Here is a 19,619-nt window from a genome sequence, read left to right on the forward strand (position 1 = left end):
TTCTGCATTCGCCGACCGCGCCGTCGCGCCCTACCCCTACGATGACACACCGCTACGCGGATTCCAGGTCCCGGATTCGGCGCCCCGAAGATGGGGATCCCTGCGGCTCCGACGGCGGGAGGCTCCCGTCACCTTCACGAGTCCAGCCATCCTCCGCCTCCGCCCACCGGGGCCTTCGTCATGGTCGCGCTTCACCGGGAACTTGATCGTCGACGAGAGCGGCCGCGGGCGTTCATTGCACGGCATGCCGGGCCGACGTGACCGGGACGCCCCCGGCCCGGGGAAGCCGTCGGGACGGATCAGCGACGGGCGTCCTTGTCCGGGGCGCGGTGCCGGAGGGCGTCCTGGGATTCGACGTATTTCAGCATGAGGCGGGCGAACTCCAGGCGTTCGCGCTCGGTCCAGCCGGTGGTGATGGACTCGAAGGCCGAGCGCTGGTGCCGGCGGAAGCGGGCCATCAGGTCCTTGCCCTCGGGGCTGAGGTGAAGGATCGTCCGGCGGCCGTCCTGTTGGGAGGCGGCGCGGATCAGGTAGCCGGCGGAGATGCAGTCGGACACCATGCGGCTGGCTACGGAGGGGTCCGCACCCAGGTGCTCGGCCACGGCGCCGACGGTGACCTCGCGGGCATCGTCCTGCTCGGCCTCCAGGACGATGTTGAGGATCAGCGTGCGGCTCAGGTCCTTCTGGGAGACCGGGTTCTCGACCTCAAGGAGTGAGGAGCGCCGCAGCTTGCCGAACGCCGGGCCCACGGCGTCCAGCAGCTCGTCGGCTGTTCTCGGCTCGTGCTTCGTCATGCCCTCATCGTACATACATGACCAATCGAATACATGTGTTGACTTGAAAACGTGTGCATGTAAACATGCATATGTCTTCAGCAGCGAACGGAGTCCTCCCATGACCATCCTCATCACCGGCGCCCGCGGCAAGGTCGGCCAGGCGATCATCAGCCGCCTGCACCGCGCCGGCCTCACCATCCGCGCCGCCAGCGCCGAGCCCGCGGAACTGACCGTCCCGGCCGGCGTCGAGGTCGCCGAACTCGTCCTCGACCGGCCCGAGACCTTCGACTCCGCGCTGCGCGGCGTCCGCCAGGTCTTCCTCTATCCCCAGCCCGCCGGCATCCACGATCTGATCAAGGCCGCCCAGGCCGCAGGCGTCGAGCACGTCGTCCTGTTGTCCTCGTCATCCGTCCTGGGCCCCGCCGCTGAGAACGACCCGCTCGCGAGCCACAGCCTCAAGGTCGAGCGCGCCCTCGCCGACTCCGATCTGACCTGCACGTTCCTGCGCCCGGACGCATTCGCCAGCAACTCCCTCGGCTGGGCGCACTTCACCGGCCGGTCGATGCCCATCCAGCTCGCCTACCCGGACGCGCACATCGTGCCCATCCACCCCGAGGACATCGCCGACATCGCCGTGGAGGCCCTGACCGGCACCTCCCTCACCGGCCGCTCGGTCACCCTGACCGGCCCCGAGTCGCTCACCTTCCGCGACCAGCTCGCGATCCTGGCTGACGCCACCGGCAGTGAGATCCCGGTCGAGCACATCACCCGCGCCCAGGCCGAGCAGCAGATGGGCAACTACATGCCCGTGCCGATGGTCTCCTCGCTGCTCAACCTGTGGGAAGCCGCCGACCACGGCCCTGCGGCCATCGCTGACACCACCAGGACCCTCCTCGGTCGGCCCGCCCGCACCTTCCAGCAGTGGGCCCGCGAGAACGTCGGCGCCTTCACCCAGCACTGACCTGGACGGGCCGTACCAACCGGAGGCCCGTCCCTTCCACCCAAGGGACTACGTGTCCACGGCTCTCGCCGAAGCCCCCGCCACCCCGCAGACCTCCGGCCGCCGCCGATGGGCCGTCCTCGCCGTCGTCCTCTTCGCCGCGATCCTCGACCTCCTCGACGCGACGATCACCAATATCGCCGCCCCGACCATCGCCGCCGACCTGAACGGCGCGGATGCCCTCGTCCGGTGGCCCGGCGCCGGTTACGCCCTGGCCATGGGCGTCCTGCTGGTGGTCGGTGGCAGGCTCGGCGACAAGTTCGGACGCCGCCGCCGCACCGGTGCCGCAGCCATCACCACGGTCTACTTCCACACCTCCGGCGGCTCCACGAACGCCGCCACCCACAGCCTCGCCGTGGGCGCAGCAGCCACCCTCGCCTGCTGCGCCCTCGTGTGGCTGCTGCCCCGCAAAGCCCGGCCCCAGCACCGCTGACCCGCTCAGGAGCAAGACATGAAGTCCATCGGCTACTGGCTCAACCGCACCGACAAGGCCCTCACCGGCTACCTGGACAAGCCCTGAGGTGCTACCTGTTCGGCACGGTGGACCACCTGACGGCGGACCACCGCAACCGGCTCGCATCAGCGCTTGTGCGCATCGGCTCCGTTCCGCCTCGTTACGACAGTCTGTGCGCCCTGCTGCCGCAACAGGTCTCGCTGCCTCGATCGCGGCCTGCCGGACTGCCACCTGCGCCGCGTCCCGGCGTCCGCCAGGCGACATTTCCAAGGTCTTTGTGATCAACGGCTCGATGTTCGGACGGCGCCCGGCACTCCGGCCTGCCGTGGGCTGCGGCGCGCAGGTGCCGAGTGCTGGCGGCACCGTAGCCGCGCCTCGTACCCTCGACGCGATGGGTCCTGTCCGGGCGGCCCCGCCGCCCGTGTCGCGCCGAGCCGGAAAGCAGGCAGCGTGTCCCGCACTACCAGCAGCGACGGAGTATCGAACCCCGGTGTCGACCGGTCGCGGATGCGGCGCGACGCCTCGGTGTGGCTGCTCATCGGCAGCGGCCTCGAACAGACCCGCGTCGCGGCGGAGGTGGCTGCGGCCTTCGCGCTGGCATTCGGCGAGGAGTGCGCGACGGTGCGTACTGCCGACCTTCTCCTGGGGGTGCGGGCCGGGCAGCTGACCCTCGGCGACCTCGACGGCCGACCGGTGGCCGCCCCGGCGGTGGCGTACGCTCGGATGTCCACGCCACGGCTTCGTACCGACTGTGAAGTGACCCTGCTGCGCCAACTGCAGGCCATGGGAACGGTGTTGCTCAACCCCATTGACGCCGTTCTGGCCTGTGCGAACAAGTTCTGGCAGCTGCAGGAGCTCGCGCTGGCGGGCCTGCCGGTGCCTGACACCCTCACCTACACGGATGCCCCGCTCTCTCGTGTGATCTCTGCCGGGATCGAACAGCCCTGTGTGGTCAAGGCAGTTCGCGGCCAGCGCGGTGGCCGGGTCTTTCTTGCCCCGACCGCCGACATGCTCCGGGACATCCACGGCAGCCTCAGCAACGAGGTGCCCTATCTCTTCCAGCACTATCTGGAGCACTCGCACGGCCGGGACCTGCGAGTCGTCGTGGTCGACGGCCGAGCGGTCGCGGCGCAGGTCCGGCGCGCCACCGATGGTGGGTTCAAGTCCAACCTCGCGCTCGGCGGCGAATCCACGTACTGCCTCGGCCGCTATCCCGAAGCGGAGGAGCTGGCCGTCCGGGCCGTCGCCGTCATCGGGCTCGGGGTCGCGGGGGTGGACCTGCTCTTCCGGCCCGACGGCGGTTTCACGCTGTGCGAAGTCAACGCCAACGTCAGCTGGCGCGAGACCATGTCCGAGATCGCCCCGGCCGTCGCCACCGCCTGTGCGGCCCGGCTCAGGCCGGACTTCCCGAACGAGCCGAATGGGCAACACCTTTGACAACCAGGCCGGCTGCCCCGGTGGCGGCCACAGTGAACGCGGCACTGGAGCTCGGATGCCCACGCGTGGGACGGCTCGCTCCGGGTCATCGCTGTCGGCTCCGTGTGCGGGCCGGGTCGCCGATGCGGAGCTGACGTATGGCTGGATGGCGATGGGTAGGCCGAGCCGCTGAGTCCCGCCGGTGAGCGCTGTTATCCCGGGGATCGGGAGCCGGCCCGGTCGGACTCTTCGCGGATGGCTCGGCGGAGCAGTTCGGCCAGGTGCATCGCCCTTCGGCCGTCCGTGAGTTGGGCGATCTGGGTGCGGCAGCTGAAACCGTCCGCGAGCAGGACGGTCTCGGGCGCGGCTGCCCGTACGGCAGGGAGCAGGACGCGTTCGGCGGCCGCCACCGAGACCTCGTAGTGGCCGCGTTCGAAGCCGAAGTTCCCCGCCAGGCCGCAGCAGCCGGAGTCCGGAACCTGGTTCGCCAGGCCGATCCGGGCTTCGATCCGGCGGTCCGCCGCGGTGCCGAGCACGGCGTGCTGATGGCAGTGCACCTGGGTGAGTCCCTGCACCTGTCGCGGTCCCTGCACCTGTCCCGGTTCCCGTCCCGGTCCCGGTTCTCGTCCTGGCTCCGCCCTCGACGGGCCGGCGAGGGTGGGAAGTTCGACCTCGCTCTGCTCCAGGAACTCGGCCAGGGTACGCACCCGCCCGGGAACATCGCCCGCCTCCGCGCCGATCAGCTTGGGCAGTTCCTCGCGCAGCGCGGCGGTGCAGCTGGGTTCGAGGCCGACCACGGGGAGTCCCGGTGGGAGGGCGCGCAGGCTGCGTCGCATCACCCGTCGCGCGACGTCCAGTTGCCCGGTCGAGACCCAGGTAAGGCCGCAGCAGACCGGGCCGCCGGGGAGCCGGACGGCGAAGCCGAGGTGTTCGAGCACCTCGACGGCGGCCCTGGCGGGCTCGGGGTCCAGCAGGTTGCTGAAGGTGTCCGGCCAGAGCAGGACCGGCGTGGCGCCGGGCCGGGCCGGGTGCTCTGCCCGGTGGCGGCGGAACCAGTGCTCGAAGGTCTCGCTCGGCAGGGTGGGCAGGGCACGTCGGCTGTCGATACCGCCGAGCCGCTTGAGTGCGGCTGCCGAACTCGGTGCGGAGAGCAGGCGGTTGGCGATGCCAGGAGCGAATGCGGCGGCGCGCAGGGTGAGCGGCAGCCAGCCCATCGAGAAGTGCGAGGCAGGTCGCAGGCGCCGCCGGTAGTGCTGGTGCAGGAACTCGGTCTTGTAGGTCGCCATGTCGACATGGACCGGGCAGTCGGCAGCGCAGCCCTTGCAGCCGAGGCAGAGGTCGAGCGCTTCCCTGACCTCCTCCGAACGCCAGCCGTCAGTGACGGCGCTGTCCGTCACATCGCCACCACGACCTGCCACCGCCACGCCGCGAAGCATCTCCGCGAGCAGCCGGGCACGACCGCGCGTGGAGTGCCGCTCCTCCTCGGTGACCATGTAACTCGGGCACATCACACCGCTGGTGGTGTCCACGCACTTCGCCACTCCGACGCAGCGGTGGACGGCCTTCAGCAGGCTGCCGCCGTCCTTCTCGTAGGGGAGGGCGAGCGGCAGGTCGCGTCCGGTGAAGCGCAGGTCGGTGTCGAGCGGGCGCGGGTCGACCAGCGCGCCGGGGTTGAGCAGGTCGTCCGGATCCCAGACCCGCTTGAACTGCCCGAACAGGTCGATGATCTCGGCCGGATACATCCGGGGGAGCAGCTCCGAGCGGGCCTGGCCGTCACCGTGCTCGCCGGAGAGCGAACCGCCGTGCGCCACCACCAGATCGGCCGCCTCCTCCATGAACGCCCGGAACTCCGGCAGTCGGCGCGGTTCGGTGAGCGGGAAGTCCAGCCGCAGATGTACGCAGCCCTCGCCGAAGTGCCCGTACGGGACGCCGCGCAGGCCGTGCCGCCCGAGCAGCGCGCGCAGTTCGCGCAGGTAGTCGCCGAGCCGTTCCACCGGCACCGCCGAGTCCTCCCAGCCGGGCCAGGCCTCGGTGCCTCCGTCGGCCTCGGGCTGGGAGGTGTCCCCGGTCGCGATGTTCGGCAGCCGGCTGACGATCCCCGCACCGGCCTCCCGTACGCCCCACAGCTGGCGCTGCTCGCCGGGGTCGGTGACCACGGTGACGGTGGCGCGCTGTTCGCGGCGGACGGCGTCGGCCAACTCGCGGGCGGCGTCCAGGGCCTGGGCCTCGGTTGCGCCGCCGGTCTCCAGGAAGAGCCAGCACTCGCCCTCGGGCAGCCGGTCCAGCGCGGGCGGGCGGCGTCCGGCGGCAAGCAGGGCGGCGATCAGGTCGGAGGCCATGCCCTCGACGGTGAGCGGACGCAGCGGCAGCAGGGCGGGAACGGCGTCGGCGGCCGCCGTCTCGTCGGGGTAGCCGGCCACCACCAGGGCACGTGCGGCGGGTGCCTCGACCAGACGGACGGTGGCACCGAGCAGTACGGCCCAGGTGCCCTCGCTGCCGGTGAAGGCGCGGGCGAGGTCGTAACCGCGCTCGGGCAGCAGGGCGTCGAGTGCGTAGCCGGAGGTGCGGCGGGGCAGGTCGGGCATGCCCTGGCGCAGTGCGGGGAGACCGTCGGCGGTGAGGTCCTGCAAGGCGCGGTGCAACTCGCCCTCGCGGCCCGGTCGTTGACGCAGCAGGGCGCGCTCGGGTGGCGGCAGTTGCCCGGTGACGGTCAGTTCGGTGCCGTCGGCGAGCAGCAGGTCAAGGGAGTGCAGGTTGTCGGCGGTGCGTCCCCAGGCCACCGAGTGGGCACCGCAGGCGTTGTTGCCGATCATGCCGCCCAGGGTGCACCGGCTGTGCGTGGACGGGTCAGGGCCGAAGCACAGCCCGTACGGGCGGGCCGCCGCCTGAAGCCGGTCCAGCACCGCGCCCGGCTCGACCCGGGCGGTACGGGCGTCCGGGTCCACCGAGAGCACCCGGTTGACGTACCGCCGGAAGTCGAGGACGACCGCTCCCGGGCCGATCGCCTGCCCGCCGATGCTGGTACCCGCGCCGCGCGGGACCACCGGCACCCGGTACTCGCGGCAGAGTGTGAGGGCAGCTCGGACGTCGTCGGTGTCGGCGGGTTTGACCACCCCCAGCGGGAGATGGCGGTAGTTGGACGCGTCGTGGCTGTAGACCGTGCGTTCGGCCGCGTCGAAGCGTACGTCGCCGCGCACCGCCGCACGCAGGGCGCGGGCGAGGTCATCGGTTCCCGGGGTGGTCGCCATACCGCGATCATTCCAGCGGCGGGCCGAAGCGGGCAGTGGGCCACCCCGAGGCCATCGCGAGGTCAACCCGACTGCCCCGACCCAACCCGGCCGCGGAGCGCGGTCCTGATCGGGACCCGGTCCGGCCGTCGCCTGCTGCCCCCCGTGGCGCGGCCGGACCGAGCAGGGGTCAGGAGCGGCCGACGGCGTTGCGGGCGATCTGCGAGAGCTTGGCGACCTCGAAGGCGGCGTACGCACCGCTGGAGAGGAGGGAGAACTTGACGCCCTCGCGGCCGCCGGGGCGGCGGTAGTCGGCGGGCAGGTGGGAGCGGTAGTACTCGGAGGCGCGGTGGAAGAACTGGGGGCGCTCGGCGCGCGGAACGCAGCCCGCGAGGTCGAAGACGAAAAGGAAGTTCCGGATCATCCGGGTGAAGAGGAAGGGCTTGGCGGCGGCGAACTCCTCGTGCTCGCCGAGCAGTTCCAGGCTCCGGCCGTACTGCTCGAAGATGTCGAAGTGGCTGCTGCCGGGGGAGCCGGTCGGGTGCAGGGTGTGGCGGCGGCGGATCCGGACGCACTCCTGGTCGAGGACAGCGATCCGCTTCGCCGCGAGCAGCACCTCGTGGACCACCGGGATCTCCTCGTAGTGGCCGTCCGGGAAGGCGGGCAGACCGGAGTCCCGTCGGACCAGCCGGTCCCAGATCAGCGGCGGCGCGCCGAACACCTCCGGCCGGTCCAGCGGGGAGAAGACCTCCGGGCCGGCGGACGAGAGCAGCTCGGCCGCCCCGCCGGGCCAGACCCGGTCCCGGTATTCGCGGGAGTGCCCGAACAGCAGGACGTCGACCTCGCCGGTCTCGGCCAGCCGGCCGGCCATCGCCTTGATCGCCTCGGGCTCCACCACGTGGTCGCTGTCCAGGAAGAGCAGGTACTCGCCCTTGGCGTGCGCCGCGCCTGCATTGCGGCTGCGGCCGATACCGACCGCGGCGTCCAGCCGCAGGACGCTCACCCGGGGGTCGCGCATCTCGTACGCCTCGGTGAGGCGCTCGGGGGAGTCGGGGGAGCGGTCGACGACCAGCACAACCTCGAAGTCGCGGGAGGACTGGGACAGGAGCGAGTCCAGACAGTCCTTCAGCTGTTGCTGCTGGTCGTAGGCGGAGAGCACTACGGAGATCAGTGGGGAGGGCATGGGCGGGAGGCTAAGGGCGTGTACACGTCCGGGCAAAGGTCAAAATGCCCGTGAAACCACCCAACACCGGTCAAATCACGACTGGTGTGCGCGATATCTTCACCAAGCTGCCACCGTGAGTGACGAACCTGAGAGCCCGTCAGTGCGTCCGGAGGGCGGCACCCCACCGGGTTCCGGACCCGGGAGGTGCCGCCCTCGGAGGCGTACCGGAAGGACGTGCGAGAAGGGCCTGCCAGGAGCCGTAGAAGACCGCGTACGAGCGACCGGGCTCAGTACGCGTGGTGGACCTGCCAGAACGACCACGCGCCGCAGGGGCTGCCGTAGACCTCGTTCATGTAGGTGAGGCCCCACTTGATCTGGGTGGCGGGGTTGGTGCGCCAGTCGGCACCGGCCGCGGCCATCTTGGAGGCGGGCAGGGCCTGGACCAGGCCGTACGCGCCCGAACTCGGGTTGGTCGCGGTGACGTTCCAGCTGCTCTCGTGCTGGACGATGTTGTCGAAGCACTGGAGCTGGCTCGCCGGGACGATCTGCGCGGCGATCTCCTGCGGGGTGCCGGAGTAGCCGGTGCCTGTGCTCAGGGTGCTCCGCTGCTCGGAACGCGAGGCCGCGTCCGCCTGGGCCTGCGCAGCCGCTCGTGCCTTGGCCTCGGCATCCGCCTGGGCCTGCGCCTGGGCGTCGGCCTGCGCCTTCGCCTCGGCCTGGGCCTTGGCATCCGCATCCGCCTTGGCCTGGGCATCCGCCTTGGCCTTCGCGTCGGCCTCGGCCTTGGTCAGCGCCTCCGCCTGGGCGTTGGCCTGGGCCTGGGCGGCGGCGATCTGCTGGGTCTCGTCGGCGCCGACGGCGGCGACGGCCTTCGGCGCCGCGGCCGGGGCGGAGGAGGAGTCCTGGGGCAGGGCCAGGGCCAGGGTTGCGGAGCCTGCGACGGCGAAGGTGGCCACACCGGTGATGACGGCGTTCCGGCGGTTCTTGGTGAGCTTCGAGAGCTTCGAGAGCTGCGGGAGCTGCGGGAGCTGCATGGAGGGAACAGACCTCTTCCGTCGGTGGGGCCGTGCGCAGGCACACGGGTATCGTGAAGCGTGCTCGGGGGAACAGCCCGCGCGCCGTGTCGGACGGCCTCGCACCCCGCTGGGGATCGGGGTGGGCGGGACGGCGCGACGAGCCGACCTGGGGGATCGGACCGGCCACGCTGCGTTGCGACCGGGGACGTTGCGACCGGGGACATTCTTTGCAGAGGCTTACGGTCGTAGCAACGAGCTCGGGTACTACCGGCGGTCGTAGGACAGCGGAACGCCCGGCACGGGGCCGGGCGTGATCGACGGGTTTACCCGGAACATACGCGAGCCGTAGGCGGAAGTCGTGACAGTCTGTGATCGCGGCCCTGACCAGCGGCGTTCCGGGCGCCCGAGCGGCGGTCCGGACACCCGGCAGGCGGGTGCGGCGAAGCGACCGGGGTGTGACGACTATCGAGGGCAGTAGTCGGCGGAACCGGTGTGGGCGGCCTCACAACAACCATCCCGTCCCGGTCGCCGAGTGTGACCGGTCGAGTGCGGAAGGCGCGCCTGTGGTCACGGGACCGACGCCACCGCCGGGCCGCGCCTGGCGCGCCGACCCAACCGCACGGTGACCGCGTTGTCACTCTGGGCCGGGAAGCCGTATCCCCGGCCGGCTCACCGGCCGGACGAGCTGAGCATCAGGTCGGGGTCGCCGGCAGGGTCGAAAGTGCAAGAGGAATTGCCGACTGCGTGGGATAGGTTGATGGCACCGACGAGAGAGTGGATTCGTGCCGGCGCTCCACAGAGCCGAGTTGACCGATCGTCAACTGTGACTGCGCGAGAAAGCTGCCGAAATCCATGCGATGAAGGAGCCCCGTTGGCCAGTGCCGGTAGGCCGTTGTCCACACCCCCGACTTCACCGCTACCGTCCCAGAAGCCCTCGCCGTCGAGCGAGGTGGAGTCGGACGCCGCGCTGCTGAAGCTGGTGAGCGAGCAGCTGGCGGCACGCTGGAAGCCCGGCGCGGAGGCAGCGGGCCGAGACGATGGGCTGGAGCTCGAAACCTCGCTGCGCCACGCCGTGCTGCCGCCCGGCAAGCTGCTGCGACCGTTGCTGCTGGTGCGGTCCGCGCTCGCGGTGGGCGCGAGCCGGGGTGCCACCGCGGCCGCTACCGGGCCCGGGGCGGCGGTCGGCCTGGTGGAGCGGGTGCTGCCCGCAGCGGTCGGGCTGGAGTGCGCACATGCCGGGAGCCTGGTCCACGACGACATCATCGACGGCGACCACACCAGGCGAGGCCGGCCTGCCGTGCACAGCCGCTTCGGCACGGAGCGCGCGATCGTCACCGGCAACGCACTCCTGCTCAGCTGGTTCGAAGCGCTGGCCGAGTGCCGGGACCGGGGCGTGCCGGCCGAGCTGGTGGTCGAGGCGATGCGTATCCAGGCGTCCAGCGGCATCGACGTCTGCCGGGGCGCCGAGCTGGAACTGGCGATGGCCGGCAACCTCGACTGCCGCACGGAGGACTACCTGGAGATGGCCCGGCTGAAGACCGCCGTGGTCACCTCGGCGGCCTGCCGGATCGGCGCCGTCCTCGCGGGGGCAGGTCCCGCCGAGGCCGGGGCGCTGGCGGAGTACGGGATGGCCCTCGGGCTCGCCTTCCAGATCGGCGACGACCTGCTCCCTTTCGCCGCCGATCCCGCTGCCGCCGGAAAACCGGGCGACAGCGACCTGCGCAACCTGCGGCCCACTCTGCCACTGCTGCTGGCCCGCCGCCGCGACCGGGCCGGTTTCGAACGGGTCGGCGGTGACCGTGGCGGCCTCGAAGAGGCGCACCACGCACCACCGGGTCGCGCCCTCGCGGCGCTGCGCGAGCTGGTGCACCGTACGGGGGCGCACACCGCAGCCCGCGACGAGGCCCGCCGGTACGCGGAGCGCGCCTGCCGGTCGCTCGACGTACTGCCGCACACGCCCAGCCGGGACCGGCTCGACGCACTGGCCCGGCAGGCGGGCGAGCGGGCCCGCTGAAGCCCGTGGTGCGGAGGGCGGGCGAGCCCGGTGCCGGGTCCTGTCCGGCCGATCTCTGGACGCCGGCCCCCGAAGAGTGCCTGGCCACCGGCCACTGAAGGACCGGCCGGACGGGACCCGAGCGCGTGGTGCGCCATGAGCCGTTCGGAGGCGCAGGCTGGAGGGGGGAGGAGTGCTGCGGGCGGGGGTGAGGAGGTCGAGCCGTGTACTTCACCGATCGTCGGGACGCCGGTCGGCAGCTGGCCGCCCGGCTGGCACAGCTGCGCGGTCAGGACGTGGTGGTGGTCGCCCTGCCGCGCGGCGGTGTACCGGTGGCGGCCGAGGTCGCCGAGGTGCTGGACGCACCGCTGGACATCTGTGTGATCAGGAAGCTGGGCGCGCCGTTCCAGCCGGAACTCGGGCTCGGCGCGATCGGCGAGGGCGGCGTGCGGGTGCTCAACCGGGAGGTGATGCGGCTCGCCGGGGTCTCGGAGGAGCAGCTCGCCCCGGTCGAGAAGCGCGAGCGCGCCGAACTCACCCGCCGGGTGGCCCGCTACCGAGGCGAACGTCCCGGTGTCCGGCTGGCCGGGAAGACCGTGGTGGTGGTCGACGACGGCGTGGCCACCGGATCCTCCGCGCGCGCCGCCTGCCGGATCGTGCGGCACCTGGGGGCGGCCCGGGTGGTGCTGGCGGTGCCGGTGGCGCCGACCGACTGGGTGGACCGGCTCGGTGAGGAGGCCGACGAGCTGGTGTGCGTCCGTACGCCGCTGGCCTTCTACGCGATCGGCCAGTTCTACCAGGACTTCGAGCAGACCTCGGACGCGGAGGTCGCATCCTGCCTCGACCGCGCGGCGCGGCGGACGGCGGCGGGCACCGCCGGTGACTCCGGAACGAACGGCAGCCAGGATCCCGCACCGGATCCACACCCGGGCACGCGGGAGGTCGAACTGCCGCTCGGTGGCGGATGGTTGGGGGGAACGCTGACGGTGCCGCCGGGCGCGGTGGCCGGTGTCGTCGTGTTCGCCCACGGCAGCGGCAGCAGTCGGCACAGCCCGCGCAACCGCTTCGTGGCCGAGCGGCTGAACCGCGCCGGACTGGCGACCCTGCTGTTCGACCTGCTCACCGACGGCGAGGCCGCCGACCGGGCCAAGGTCTTCGACATCGCGCTGCTGGCCGAGCGCCTGGCCGAGGCGACCCGCTGGCTGAGGGAGCAGCCGGAGGCCGAACGGCGCCCGCTCGGGTACTTCGGGGCCAGTACCGGAGCGGCTGCCGCGCTGTACGCCGCCGCCGATCCGGGCACGCCCGTCGATGCGGTGGTCTCCCGGGGCGGTCGGCCCGACCTGGCGGGGGACCGGCTGCCCGAGGTGACGGCACCCACGCTGCTCATCGTCGGCGGTGACGACCACCTGGTGCTCGAACTCAACCGCGAGGCGCAGGCTCGGCTGAGCTGCGAGAGCCGGCTGTCCGTGGTGCCCGGCGCGACCCATCTCTTCGAGGAACCGGGCACCTTGGCCGCCGCGGCCGACCTTGCGGCGGACTGGTTCAGCGAGCACCTGGCGGCCGCCCGGCGGTGAGTGGGCCGAGGTCCGGTCCCGTCCGGCCGATCCTCGGTGCGACCTCAGCGAGTGGTGTAGCCGCCGTTGACGAAGAGGGTCTGGCCGTTGAGCCACCAGCCGTCGGTGAGCAGGAACCTGACGTACGGGGCGATGTCGTCGATCGGGTCTCCCGGTCCGGCGTTCCGGGGCCTGCTCCGCAGGGGCGGACGGGCTCCGTGCTACGGACGGCCGTTCGGACGGTTAGGCTGTGGCCCGGCTGATGGTGAAGTCCACTGGAGGTGGGTCGATTTGTCGGAGCGTCAGGGTGAGCAGAGCGAACTGATCGCAATCGGACGCGGGTTCGACGGCTGGGAGCCGCCGGAGATCGACACCTCGGTGCCGCACTCCGCCCGGATGTACGACTACTGGCTCGGCGGCAAGACCCACTTCGCGCCGGATCGCGCCCTGGGCGAGGGCATCGAGCAGGCCATCCCCAGCATCCGGACCATGGCCAGGGAGAACCGCCACTTCCTCGGCCGGGCGGTCAGGTACCTGGCGCGCGAGGCCGGGATCAGGCAGTTCCTGGACATCGGCACGGGCATCCCGACCGGCGGCAACACCCATGAGGTCGCCCAGGCCGAGGCGCCCGGCAGTAGCGTCGTGTACGTGGACAACGACCCGATCGTGCTTGCCCACGCCCGCGCCCTGATGGTCAGCGAAGGCCGGGGCGAGACCGCCTACATCCACGCCGACCTGCGCCGACCCGAGGCGATCCTCGCGCATCCGGCGCTGACCGGGACACTGGACCTCACCGAGCCGGTCGGCCTGATGCTGGTGGCGATCCTGATGCTGCTGCGCGACGAGGACGACCCGAGGGGCAAGGTGGCCACCCTGCTGGACGCGCTGCCCTCGGGCAGCCATGTGGTGATCACGCACCCGACCGGCGACTTCGACCCCGAGGCGATGGCGCAGGTGGCCGCCAAGGCGGCGCAGGGCCGGATGACGCTGGTCCCGCGCACCCGGGCCCGGGTCGAGGAGTTCTTCGGGGGGTGGGAGCTGGTCGAGCCCGGCGTCGCACCCGTGATGGCCTGGCACCCGGACGGCGAGCCGCCCGCCGACCCGCACGCCGCGTACTACTGGGCGGGCGTGGCCCGCAAGCCGTAGGCCCTGTCCCGGACGGCCGAGGTCGCCGCTGCGGGGATGTGCTGCACTGGAGTGGTGACCGGGCCCTCGACGCCGATGGTGTCCCTGTGCTTCGCCCCCGAGCTGTGGCTGTTCCTGCGCAAGCGCCACCGCCGCGAGCCGGTACGGGCCGTCCATGACGGGACGGCCTCGCTCGGGCACCTGGTGCAGTCGCTGGGGGTGCCGCTGACCGAGGTCGGTTCGCTGGAGGTGGCGGGCCGCCGGGTCGGCCAGGACCACCGGCCCCGGGGCGGCGACCTCGTACGCGTGACGCCGGTGCCCCGGCCGCAGCGGGCGCCGTCGTCGTGCTTCCTCCTCGACGTCCATCTCGGCGCCCTTGCGCGGCGGTTGCGGCTGCTCGGGGTGGACACCGCCTACCGCAACGACCTGGACGACGATGAACTGGTCGTCCGGGCCAACGCGGAGCGCCGGATCCTGCTCACCAAGGACCGGGGGCTGCTGTGCCGCCGAGCGCTCTGGCTGGGCGCGTACGTACGGGGTTCCGGTCCTGACGAGCAACTCGCCGATGTGCTGGAGCGGTTCGCGCCCCCGCTGGCGCCGTGGAGTCGCTGCACGGCGTGCAACGGGCTGCTGGTGCCGGTGGCGAAGCAGGAGGTCGAGGTACTGCTACGGCCCGGCACCCGCCGGACGTACGACAGCTTCGCCCGCTGCCGTGCGTGCGGCCACGTCTACTGGGACGGTGCCCATCATCGGCACCTGGAGACGATCGTGGCCGCGGCGCTGGGCGACAGCGGGCGAAGCGAAGGCGGGAACTGACGGCCGTCAGGCCTCGGCGGGTGCCGTGGCGAGTGCTGCGGCAGCCTTGCGGCGGCGGCCGACGACGGCCGAGGCGGCGAGCACCACGGCGGCGGCGACCAGCGAGAGGATCATCTGGGTCAGCCCGTCGGGGTCGGTGCACATGTAGGCCATGACGAAGGTGATCATCCCGATGGTCGCCCAGGTCAGGTACGGGAACAGCCACATCCGGACGGTCAGCTTCTCGGGCGACTCACGCTCGACGATCCGGCGCATCCGCAGCTGGGAGACGGAGATCGCCAGCCAGACGAAGAGCGCCACCGCGCCGGAGGAGTTCAGCAGGAACTGGAAGACGGTGGCCGGCCACATGTAGTTGAAGAAGACCGCGAGGAAGCCGAAGACGACGGAGACGAGGATCGCCGTCCGCGGCACCCCGCGCCCGCTGACCTTGCCGAAGGAGCGCGGGGCATCACCGCGCTGGCTGAGCGAGAAGGCCATCCGCGAGGCGGTGTACAGGCCGGAGTTGAGGCAGGAGAGCACGGCGGTCAGGACGATGACGTCCATCACCCGGCCGGCACCGGGGATGCCCACGTGGTCCAGGACGGCAACGTACGGGCTGCCCTTGACGGCGGCGGAGTTCCAGGGGAGCAGGGTGACGACGATGGCGATCGAGCCGAGGTAGAAGACGCCGATACGCCAGATCACGCTGTTGGTGGCCTTGCGGACGGCGGTCTTCGGGTCGGCGGTCTCGCCCGCCGCGAGGGTGACGATCTCGCTGCCCATGAAGGCGAACACCACGGTGAGCATGCCGGTGAAGACCGCGCCGATGCCGTGCGGGAGGAAGCCGCCGTTACCGGTCAGGTTGGTCATACCCGGGGAGTGGGTGCCCGGCAGGACCCCGAAGATCGCCAGGGCTCCGATCACGATGAAGGCCGTGATCGCCACCACCTTGATGCCCGCGAACCAGAACTCGAACTCGCCGTAGGAGGAGACCGAGAAGAGATTGGTCGCGGTGAGCACGGCCATAACTATCAGTGCGAACGCCCATTGAGGCACCCCCGGCACCCAGCTGTTGAGGATCTTCGCACCTGCGGTGGCCTCGACCGCCAGCACCACGACCCAGAAGAACCAGTACAGCCAGCCGATGGAGAAGCCGGCCCAGCGACCGAGTGCCCGGTCGGCGTAGGCGGAGAACGAACCGCTCTGCGGGTCGGCGGCGGCCATCTCGCCGAGCATCCGCATGACCATCACGACCAGCGTGCCGGCCAGTGCGTACGAGAGGAGGATGCCGGGGCCGGTGGACGCGATCCCGGCGCCCGAGCCGACGAACAGCCCGGCGCCGATCACACCGCCGATCGCGATCATCGAGAGGTGCCGGTTCTTCAGGCCCGCTTGGAGGTGACCGTGGCCAGAGCCCGGGGTCGCCGGGCTCTGGTCTGGTGTGTCGGCCTGCTGCGGGCCCTTGGTGGTTTCCATGCTCATCAGGTGTGACTGCCTTCCCAGCGCGGGCACTCGGTCTGTGGGTGACAGGGGTGGGGACAGGCCCACGCGTTGGCTGGCAAACCTAGCCACAAATCCGGCGCAAGGGAACCTTTGGGTACAAATTGTTGACGTCTTGGACACATAAGCTTTACGTAATTGAGCTCTATGAGAGCTTAGCGGCGGCGGCCGGGTGCGGTAGGGAGGACGCAGTCGCCGCAGAGCCCGGAGCCCGGTACGCGGTAGTAGGGGCAGCAGGTGGAGCGGCGGAACGAGGCTCTGCGGTGCGAGACGGTGCCCGTGCCGCGCAGCGGGTCGCGGGCCGGCAGGTCCTCGGCGAGCAGCCGGGCCGTCCCGGCCGCGTCGGCGGCGGTACGGGAGGCCGAACAGCTCCCGCTCCGCATCCGACAGACCCGTCGAATACGCGGCATGCGGTCCAGTCGCCCGCCTCTCCCGAAGGGGGACAGCGGCTGCCAAGTCACATTCCTTGATCAGGACTTCGCAGCCTTCCTCTAGAGTGCTTCCGTCCCCTGCACGCGCCAGTGGCCCCGGCCCGGCGGCGCGTGCCGACCCTGCCCACGGGCCCGACCGAGGAGTAACCGTGACCGACCTGGCGTCCATATCCCTGCAGCAGGAGATCGCCCGGGATCTCCAGGTGAGCGCGTCCTTCGATGTACGGCACGAGATCGAGCGCCGGGTGGCCTTCCTCGCCGACCAGCTGACCTCCACGGGCCTGCGCTCGCTGGTGCTGGGCATCAGCGGCGGTGTGGACTCCACGACCGCGGGCCGGCTGTGCCAGCTCGCGGTCGAGCGGGTCCGTGCCGCCGGGCGGGAATCGACGTTCTTCGCGATGCGGCTGCCGTACGGCGCCCAGGCTGACGAGAAGGACGCGCAGCTGGCGCTGGAGTTCATCAGGCCCGACCGGGTCCTGACCGTCGATGTGAAGTCCGCCAGCGACGCCGCGCTGGAGGCGGTGCTGGCCGGTGGCACGGTCTTCCGTGACGCGCACCACCAGGACTTCGTGCACGGCAACATCAAGGCCCGGCAGCGCATGACTGCTCAGTACGCGGTCGCGGGCGCGCACGAAGGCCTGGTCGTGGGCACCGACCACGCTGCCGAGGCGGTCTCCGGCTTCTTCACCAAGTTCGGCGACGGCGCGGCCGATGTGGTTCCGCTCACCGGCCTCACCAAGCGGCGCGTACGGGCCATGTCGCAGGCTCTGGGTGCGCCGTCCGCGCTGGTTGGGAAGACCCCGACCGCAGACCTGGAGACACTGAACCCGGGCAGGCCCGACGAGGAGGCGCTCGGCGTCACCTACGACGACATCGACGACCTCCTGGAAGGCAAGCCGGTCGATGAGGCCGCCTTCGTGGCTGTCGTCCGCCGCTACCGGCTCACCGAGCACAAGCGTCAGCTGCCGATCGCCCCCTGAGCTGGTCCCTCGTCAGCCGGGTCTCGAGCCGGACGGCCTCGTCCTCCACGGCGATCTCCGCCAACGCGCGCGTTTTCCACCCCCCCCGGTGGGGGAAGCAGAGCCGTTCGTCATTTCGCCAGGAGCCCCTGGGCCCGGCCGTCGAGTGGAACCTGCCCGCCACGGCGGGTCCGTGCGGCGCGCGTGATCCGGCCTGTGCCATCCGGGGCGCGGAGCGGTGCGGGTTTGAACTGGCCGGTAGGACGCCAGGATTGGGAGATGACGGAATCTCCGATGCCAGTGGCCCGGGTCTCCGACGAGGTACGGGAGGCCCTGGAGCGTCTCGCGCCCGTGGTCGCGCTGGAGTCAACGATCATCGCCCACGGTCTGCCCCGGCCCGGCAATCTTCGGGTGGCGGGCGAGCTGGAGGATCTGGTCCGGGCGGCGGGCGCTGTCCCCGCGACCATCGCCGTCCTGGACGGTGTGCCGCACATCGGGCTGGAGAAGGACGGGCTTGAGCGCGTCGCCAACGACAGCTCGCTGCGCAAACTCGGCTTCCGCGACCTCGCCCCCGCTTCGGCCCTGCGGGCGAGCGGGGCCACCACGGTCTCCGCGACGGCCTTCCTGGCCGCCCGCGCCGGCATCCGGGTCTTCGCCACCGGCGGGCTCGGCGGCGTGCACCGCCAGTGGACGACGACCCAGGACGAGTCCGCCGACCTCCGGCTGCTGGCGCGCACCAGGATCACCGTGGTCTGCGCGGGGGTGAAGTCCATCCTCGACGTACCCGCCACGCTGGAGCGCCTGGAGACCCTGGGCGTGGCCGTACTCGGCTACCGCACGGCACAGTTCCCCGGCTTCTACCTGTCGAGCTCGGGCCGCCCGGTGGAGTGGACGGTACGGGACGCCGGCGAGGTGGCGGCCGTGATGCGTGCCCAGGACGCCCTCGGCGGGCTCGACTCGGCGGTGATCGTGGCCAACCCCGTGCCGGAGTCGGAGCAGCTCGACCCGCGCCTGCACGACCGGGTACTCGCCGAGGGTCTCGCGGCGGCCGACCGCGCGGGCGTCAGCGGCCAGGCCATCACGCCGTTCCTCCTCTCCTATCTGGTCGAGCACACCGGCGGCGCCTCTCTGGAGGCCAACCTGGCCGCCGTGCGCGGCAATGTCGGGCTCGGTGCCCGGATCGCCGTCCGGTGGGCCGAGCGATGACCCGACAGTCGGCCGCCGGCGGGCTGCTGGTGATCGGTGACGTGGTCACCGACGTAGTCGCGCTGCACGCCAACGCACTGGCCCCGGGCACCGACACCGCCGCCCGGATCGCCTTCCGGCCCGGCGGCTCGGGCGCCAACACGGCAGCGTGGGCAGCTCGTTCGGGAGCCGACGTGCGGCTGCTGGCGAGGGTGGGCGCCAACTCGGCCGACTGGCACCGCGACGAGCTGCTCGACGCCGGAGTCCGACCGCACCTGGTGGTGGACGAGAAGGCGGCGACGGCGGTGGTGATCTCACTGGTGGACGCCGAGGCCGAACGGACCTTCGTCACCGACAGCGGCGCGGCCGTCCGCCTCGGCGTGGAGGACTGGGACGCTGCCCTGCTGGACTCGGTCGCCCGGATCCACCTCTCCGGATACCTCTACTTCACCCGGCCGGGGCGGCAGCTGGCCGCCACCGTACATGCGGCCGGGCGCGCGTGGGGCCTGCCGGTCAGCGTCGATCCGGCGTCCACCGGCTTCATCGAGAAGCTGGGCCTGCCCGCTTTCCTGGCCGAGGTCGGCGGAGCCGGGCTGATCCTGCCGAACCTGGCGGAGGCGCGTCTGCTCGCCGGGACGGCGGATCCGGTGGCCGCCGCCGAGCGGCTGAGCGCGGCCCACGGCGAGGCGGTGGTCAAGCTCGGCGCGGCGGGCGCGCTCGCCGCTGAGCGCGGCCGGCTCATCGCCGAGGTCCCCGGCGTCGCCGCCTCGGCCGTGGACAGCACGGGCGCGGGCGACGCCTTCACCGGCGGCTTCCTCGCCGCCCGGCTCGCCGGCGCGGACCTGGCCGAGGCGACGGCCGCAGGCTGCCGCTCGGGCGCCGCCGCCGTCGAAGTGGTCGGCGGCCGCCCACCCCTGGACCGCGATGCCGGGCGCTGACGACGCCGACCCGCAGGCCGTTCGGTCCGCGTGCGTCGACCGGCCGAACGGGACGATTCGAAGAGCACATCGGGAGGGAAAGGATC

16 protein-coding genes and 1 pseudogene are annotated in these 19,619 nt (G+C 71.8%); 10 read left to right on the forward strand and 7 right to left on the reverse strand.

Features of this window, described 5'->3' with window-relative positions; all coding sequences use genetic code 11:
* Positions 1–299: 299 nt before the first annotated feature.
* Positions 300–794: a MarR family winged helix-turn-helix transcriptional regulator gene (locus P3T39_RS11650; protein ID WP_280697408.1), complete on the reverse strand. Its 495-nt coding sequence runs from the start codon at positions 792–794 to the stop codon at positions 300–302.
* 100 nt (positions 795–894) lie between these two features.
* Between P3T39_RS11650 and P3T39_RS11655 the strand changes: the two genes are divergently transcribed.
* The 3 genes from P3T39_RS11655 (at position 895) to P3T39_RS11665 (ending at position 3,667) form a co-directional block, all read left to right on the forward strand.
* Positions 895–1,737: an NAD(P)H-binding protein gene (locus P3T39_RS11655; RefSeq protein ID WP_280697409.1), complete on the forward strand. Its 843-nt coding sequence runs from the start codon at positions 895–897 to the stop codon at positions 1,735–1,737.
* Positions 1,738–1,789: 52 nt separating this feature from the next.
* On the forward strand, positions 1,790–2,209 hold the full coding sequence (locus P3T39_RS11660) for an MFS transporter (protein WP_280697410.1): 420 nt from the start codon (positions 1,790–1,792) through the stop codon (positions 2,207–2,209).
* 471 nt (positions 2,210–2,680) lie between these two features.
* Complete coding sequence (locus tag P3T39_RS11665; protein ID WP_280697411.1) at positions 2,681–3,667, forward strand: RimK family alpha-L-glutamate ligase; 987 nt, start codon at positions 2,681–2,683, stop codon at positions 3,665–3,667.
* A gap of 191 nt (positions 3,668–3,858) precedes the next feature.
* Here the strand turns inward: P3T39_RS11665 and P3T39_RS11670 are convergent, their stop codons facing one another.
* From P3T39_RS11670 to P3T39_RS11680, 3 genes are all read right to left on the reverse strand, one after another.
* A complete protein-coding gene (locus P3T39_RS11670; protein ID WP_280697412.1) occupies positions 3,859–6,894 on the reverse strand; it encodes an FAD-binding and (Fe-S)-binding domain-containing protein in 3,036 nt (1,011 codons plus the stop codon).
* 169 nt (positions 6,895–7,063) lie between these two features.
* Positions 7,064–8,056, reverse strand: a complete 993-nt coding sequence (locus tag P3T39_RS11675) for a glycosyltransferase family A protein (protein ID WP_280697413.1) — start codon at positions 8,054–8,056, stop codon at positions 7,064–7,066.
* Positions 8,057–8,325: 269 nt separating this feature from the next.
* Positions 8,326–9,072, reverse strand: a complete 747-nt coding sequence (locus P3T39_RS11680; protein WP_280697414.1) for a transglycosylase SLT domain-containing protein — start codon at positions 9,070–9,072, stop codon at positions 8,326–8,328.
* Positions 9,073–9,925: 853 nt separating this feature from the next.
* Here P3T39_RS11680 and P3T39_RS11685 point away from each other — a divergent pair.
* Positions 9,926–11,068 carry a polyprenyl synthetase family protein gene (locus tag P3T39_RS11685; RefSeq protein WP_280697415.1) on the forward strand — a complete coding sequence of 381 codons (1,143 nt, stop codon included), beginning with the start codon at positions 9,926–9,928 and terminating at the stop codon, positions 11,066–11,068.
* A gap of 203 nt (positions 11,069–11,271) precedes the next feature.
* On the forward strand, positions 11,272–12,621 hold the full coding sequence (locus tag P3T39_RS11690) for a phosphoribosyltransferase family protein (RefSeq protein ID WP_280697416.1): 1,350 nt from the start codon (positions 11,272–11,274) through the stop codon (positions 12,619–12,621).
* A gap of 44 nt (positions 12,622–12,665) precedes the next feature.
* Here the strand turns inward: P3T39_RS11690 and P3T39_RS11695 are convergent.
* Positions 12,666–12,764 (reverse strand): annotated as a pseudogene (locus P3T39_RS11695) (short-chain dehydrogenase); the annotation flags it as partial.
* Between the two features lie 127 nt (positions 12,765–12,891).
* On the opposite strand from P3T39_RS11695, the gene P3T39_RS11700 reads away from it, so the two are divergent.
* Together P3T39_RS11700 and P3T39_RS11705 are read left to right on the forward strand one after the other, a co-directional pair.
* The gene (locus P3T39_RS11700; RefSeq protein ID WP_280697417.1) at positions 12,892–13,746 is read left to right on the forward strand and encodes an SAM-dependent methyltransferase; all 855 of its coding nucleotides are present in this window, start codon (positions 12,892–12,894) and stop codon (positions 13,744–13,746) included.
* Positions 13,747–13,821: 75 nt separating this feature from the next.
* Entirely contained in the window at positions 13,822–14,541 is a 720-nt protein-coding gene (locus P3T39_RS11705; RefSeq protein WP_280697510.1) for a Mut7-C RNAse domain-containing protein, read from the forward strand.
* A gap of 6 nt (positions 14,542–14,547) precedes the next feature.
* On the opposite strand, the gene P3T39_RS11710 is transcribed toward P3T39_RS11705, so the two are convergent.
* On the reverse strand, positions 14,548–16,002 hold the full coding sequence (locus tag P3T39_RS11710; RefSeq protein WP_280697418.1) for an amino acid permease: 1,455 nt from the start codon (positions 16,000–16,002) through the stop codon (positions 14,548–14,550).
* Between the two features lie 173 nt (positions 16,003–16,175).
* Entirely contained in the window at positions 16,176–16,403 is a 228-nt protein-coding gene (locus P3T39_RS11715; protein WP_280697419.1) for a (2Fe-2S)-binding protein, read from the reverse strand.
* Between the two features lie 197 nt (positions 16,404–16,600).
* Here P3T39_RS11715 and nadE point away from each other — a divergent pair, with 197 nt between their 5' ends.
* The 3 genes from nadE (at position 16,601) to P3T39_RS11730 (ending at position 19,533) form a co-directional block, all read left to right on the forward strand.
* Positions 16,601–17,431 carry an ammonia-dependent NAD(+) synthetase gene (nadE, locus tag P3T39_RS11720; protein ID WP_280697420.1) on the forward strand — a complete coding sequence of 277 codons (831 nt, stop codon included), beginning with the start codon at positions 16,601–16,603 and terminating at the stop codon, positions 17,429–17,431.
* 258 nt (positions 17,432–17,689) lie between these two features.
* On the forward strand, positions 17,690–18,616 hold the full coding sequence (locus tag P3T39_RS11725; protein WP_280697421.1) for a pseudouridine-5'-phosphate glycosidase: 927 nt from the start codon (positions 17,690–17,692) through the stop codon (positions 18,614–18,616).
* Positions 18,613–19,533, forward strand: coding sequence for a PfkB family carbohydrate kinase (locus tag P3T39_RS11730; protein ID WP_280697422.1), 921 nt, complete (start codon positions 18,613–18,615; stop codon positions 19,531–19,533). Before P3T39_RS11725 ends, P3T39_RS11730 begins: the two co-directional genes overlap by 4 nt.
* Positions 19,534–19,619 lie beyond the last annotated feature (86 nt).

The sequence above is a fragment of the Kitasatospora sp. GP82 genome (assembly GCF_029892105.1).
Classification (GTDB): domain Bacteria; phylum Actinomycetota; class Actinomycetes; order Streptomycetales; family Streptomycetaceae; genus Kitasatospora.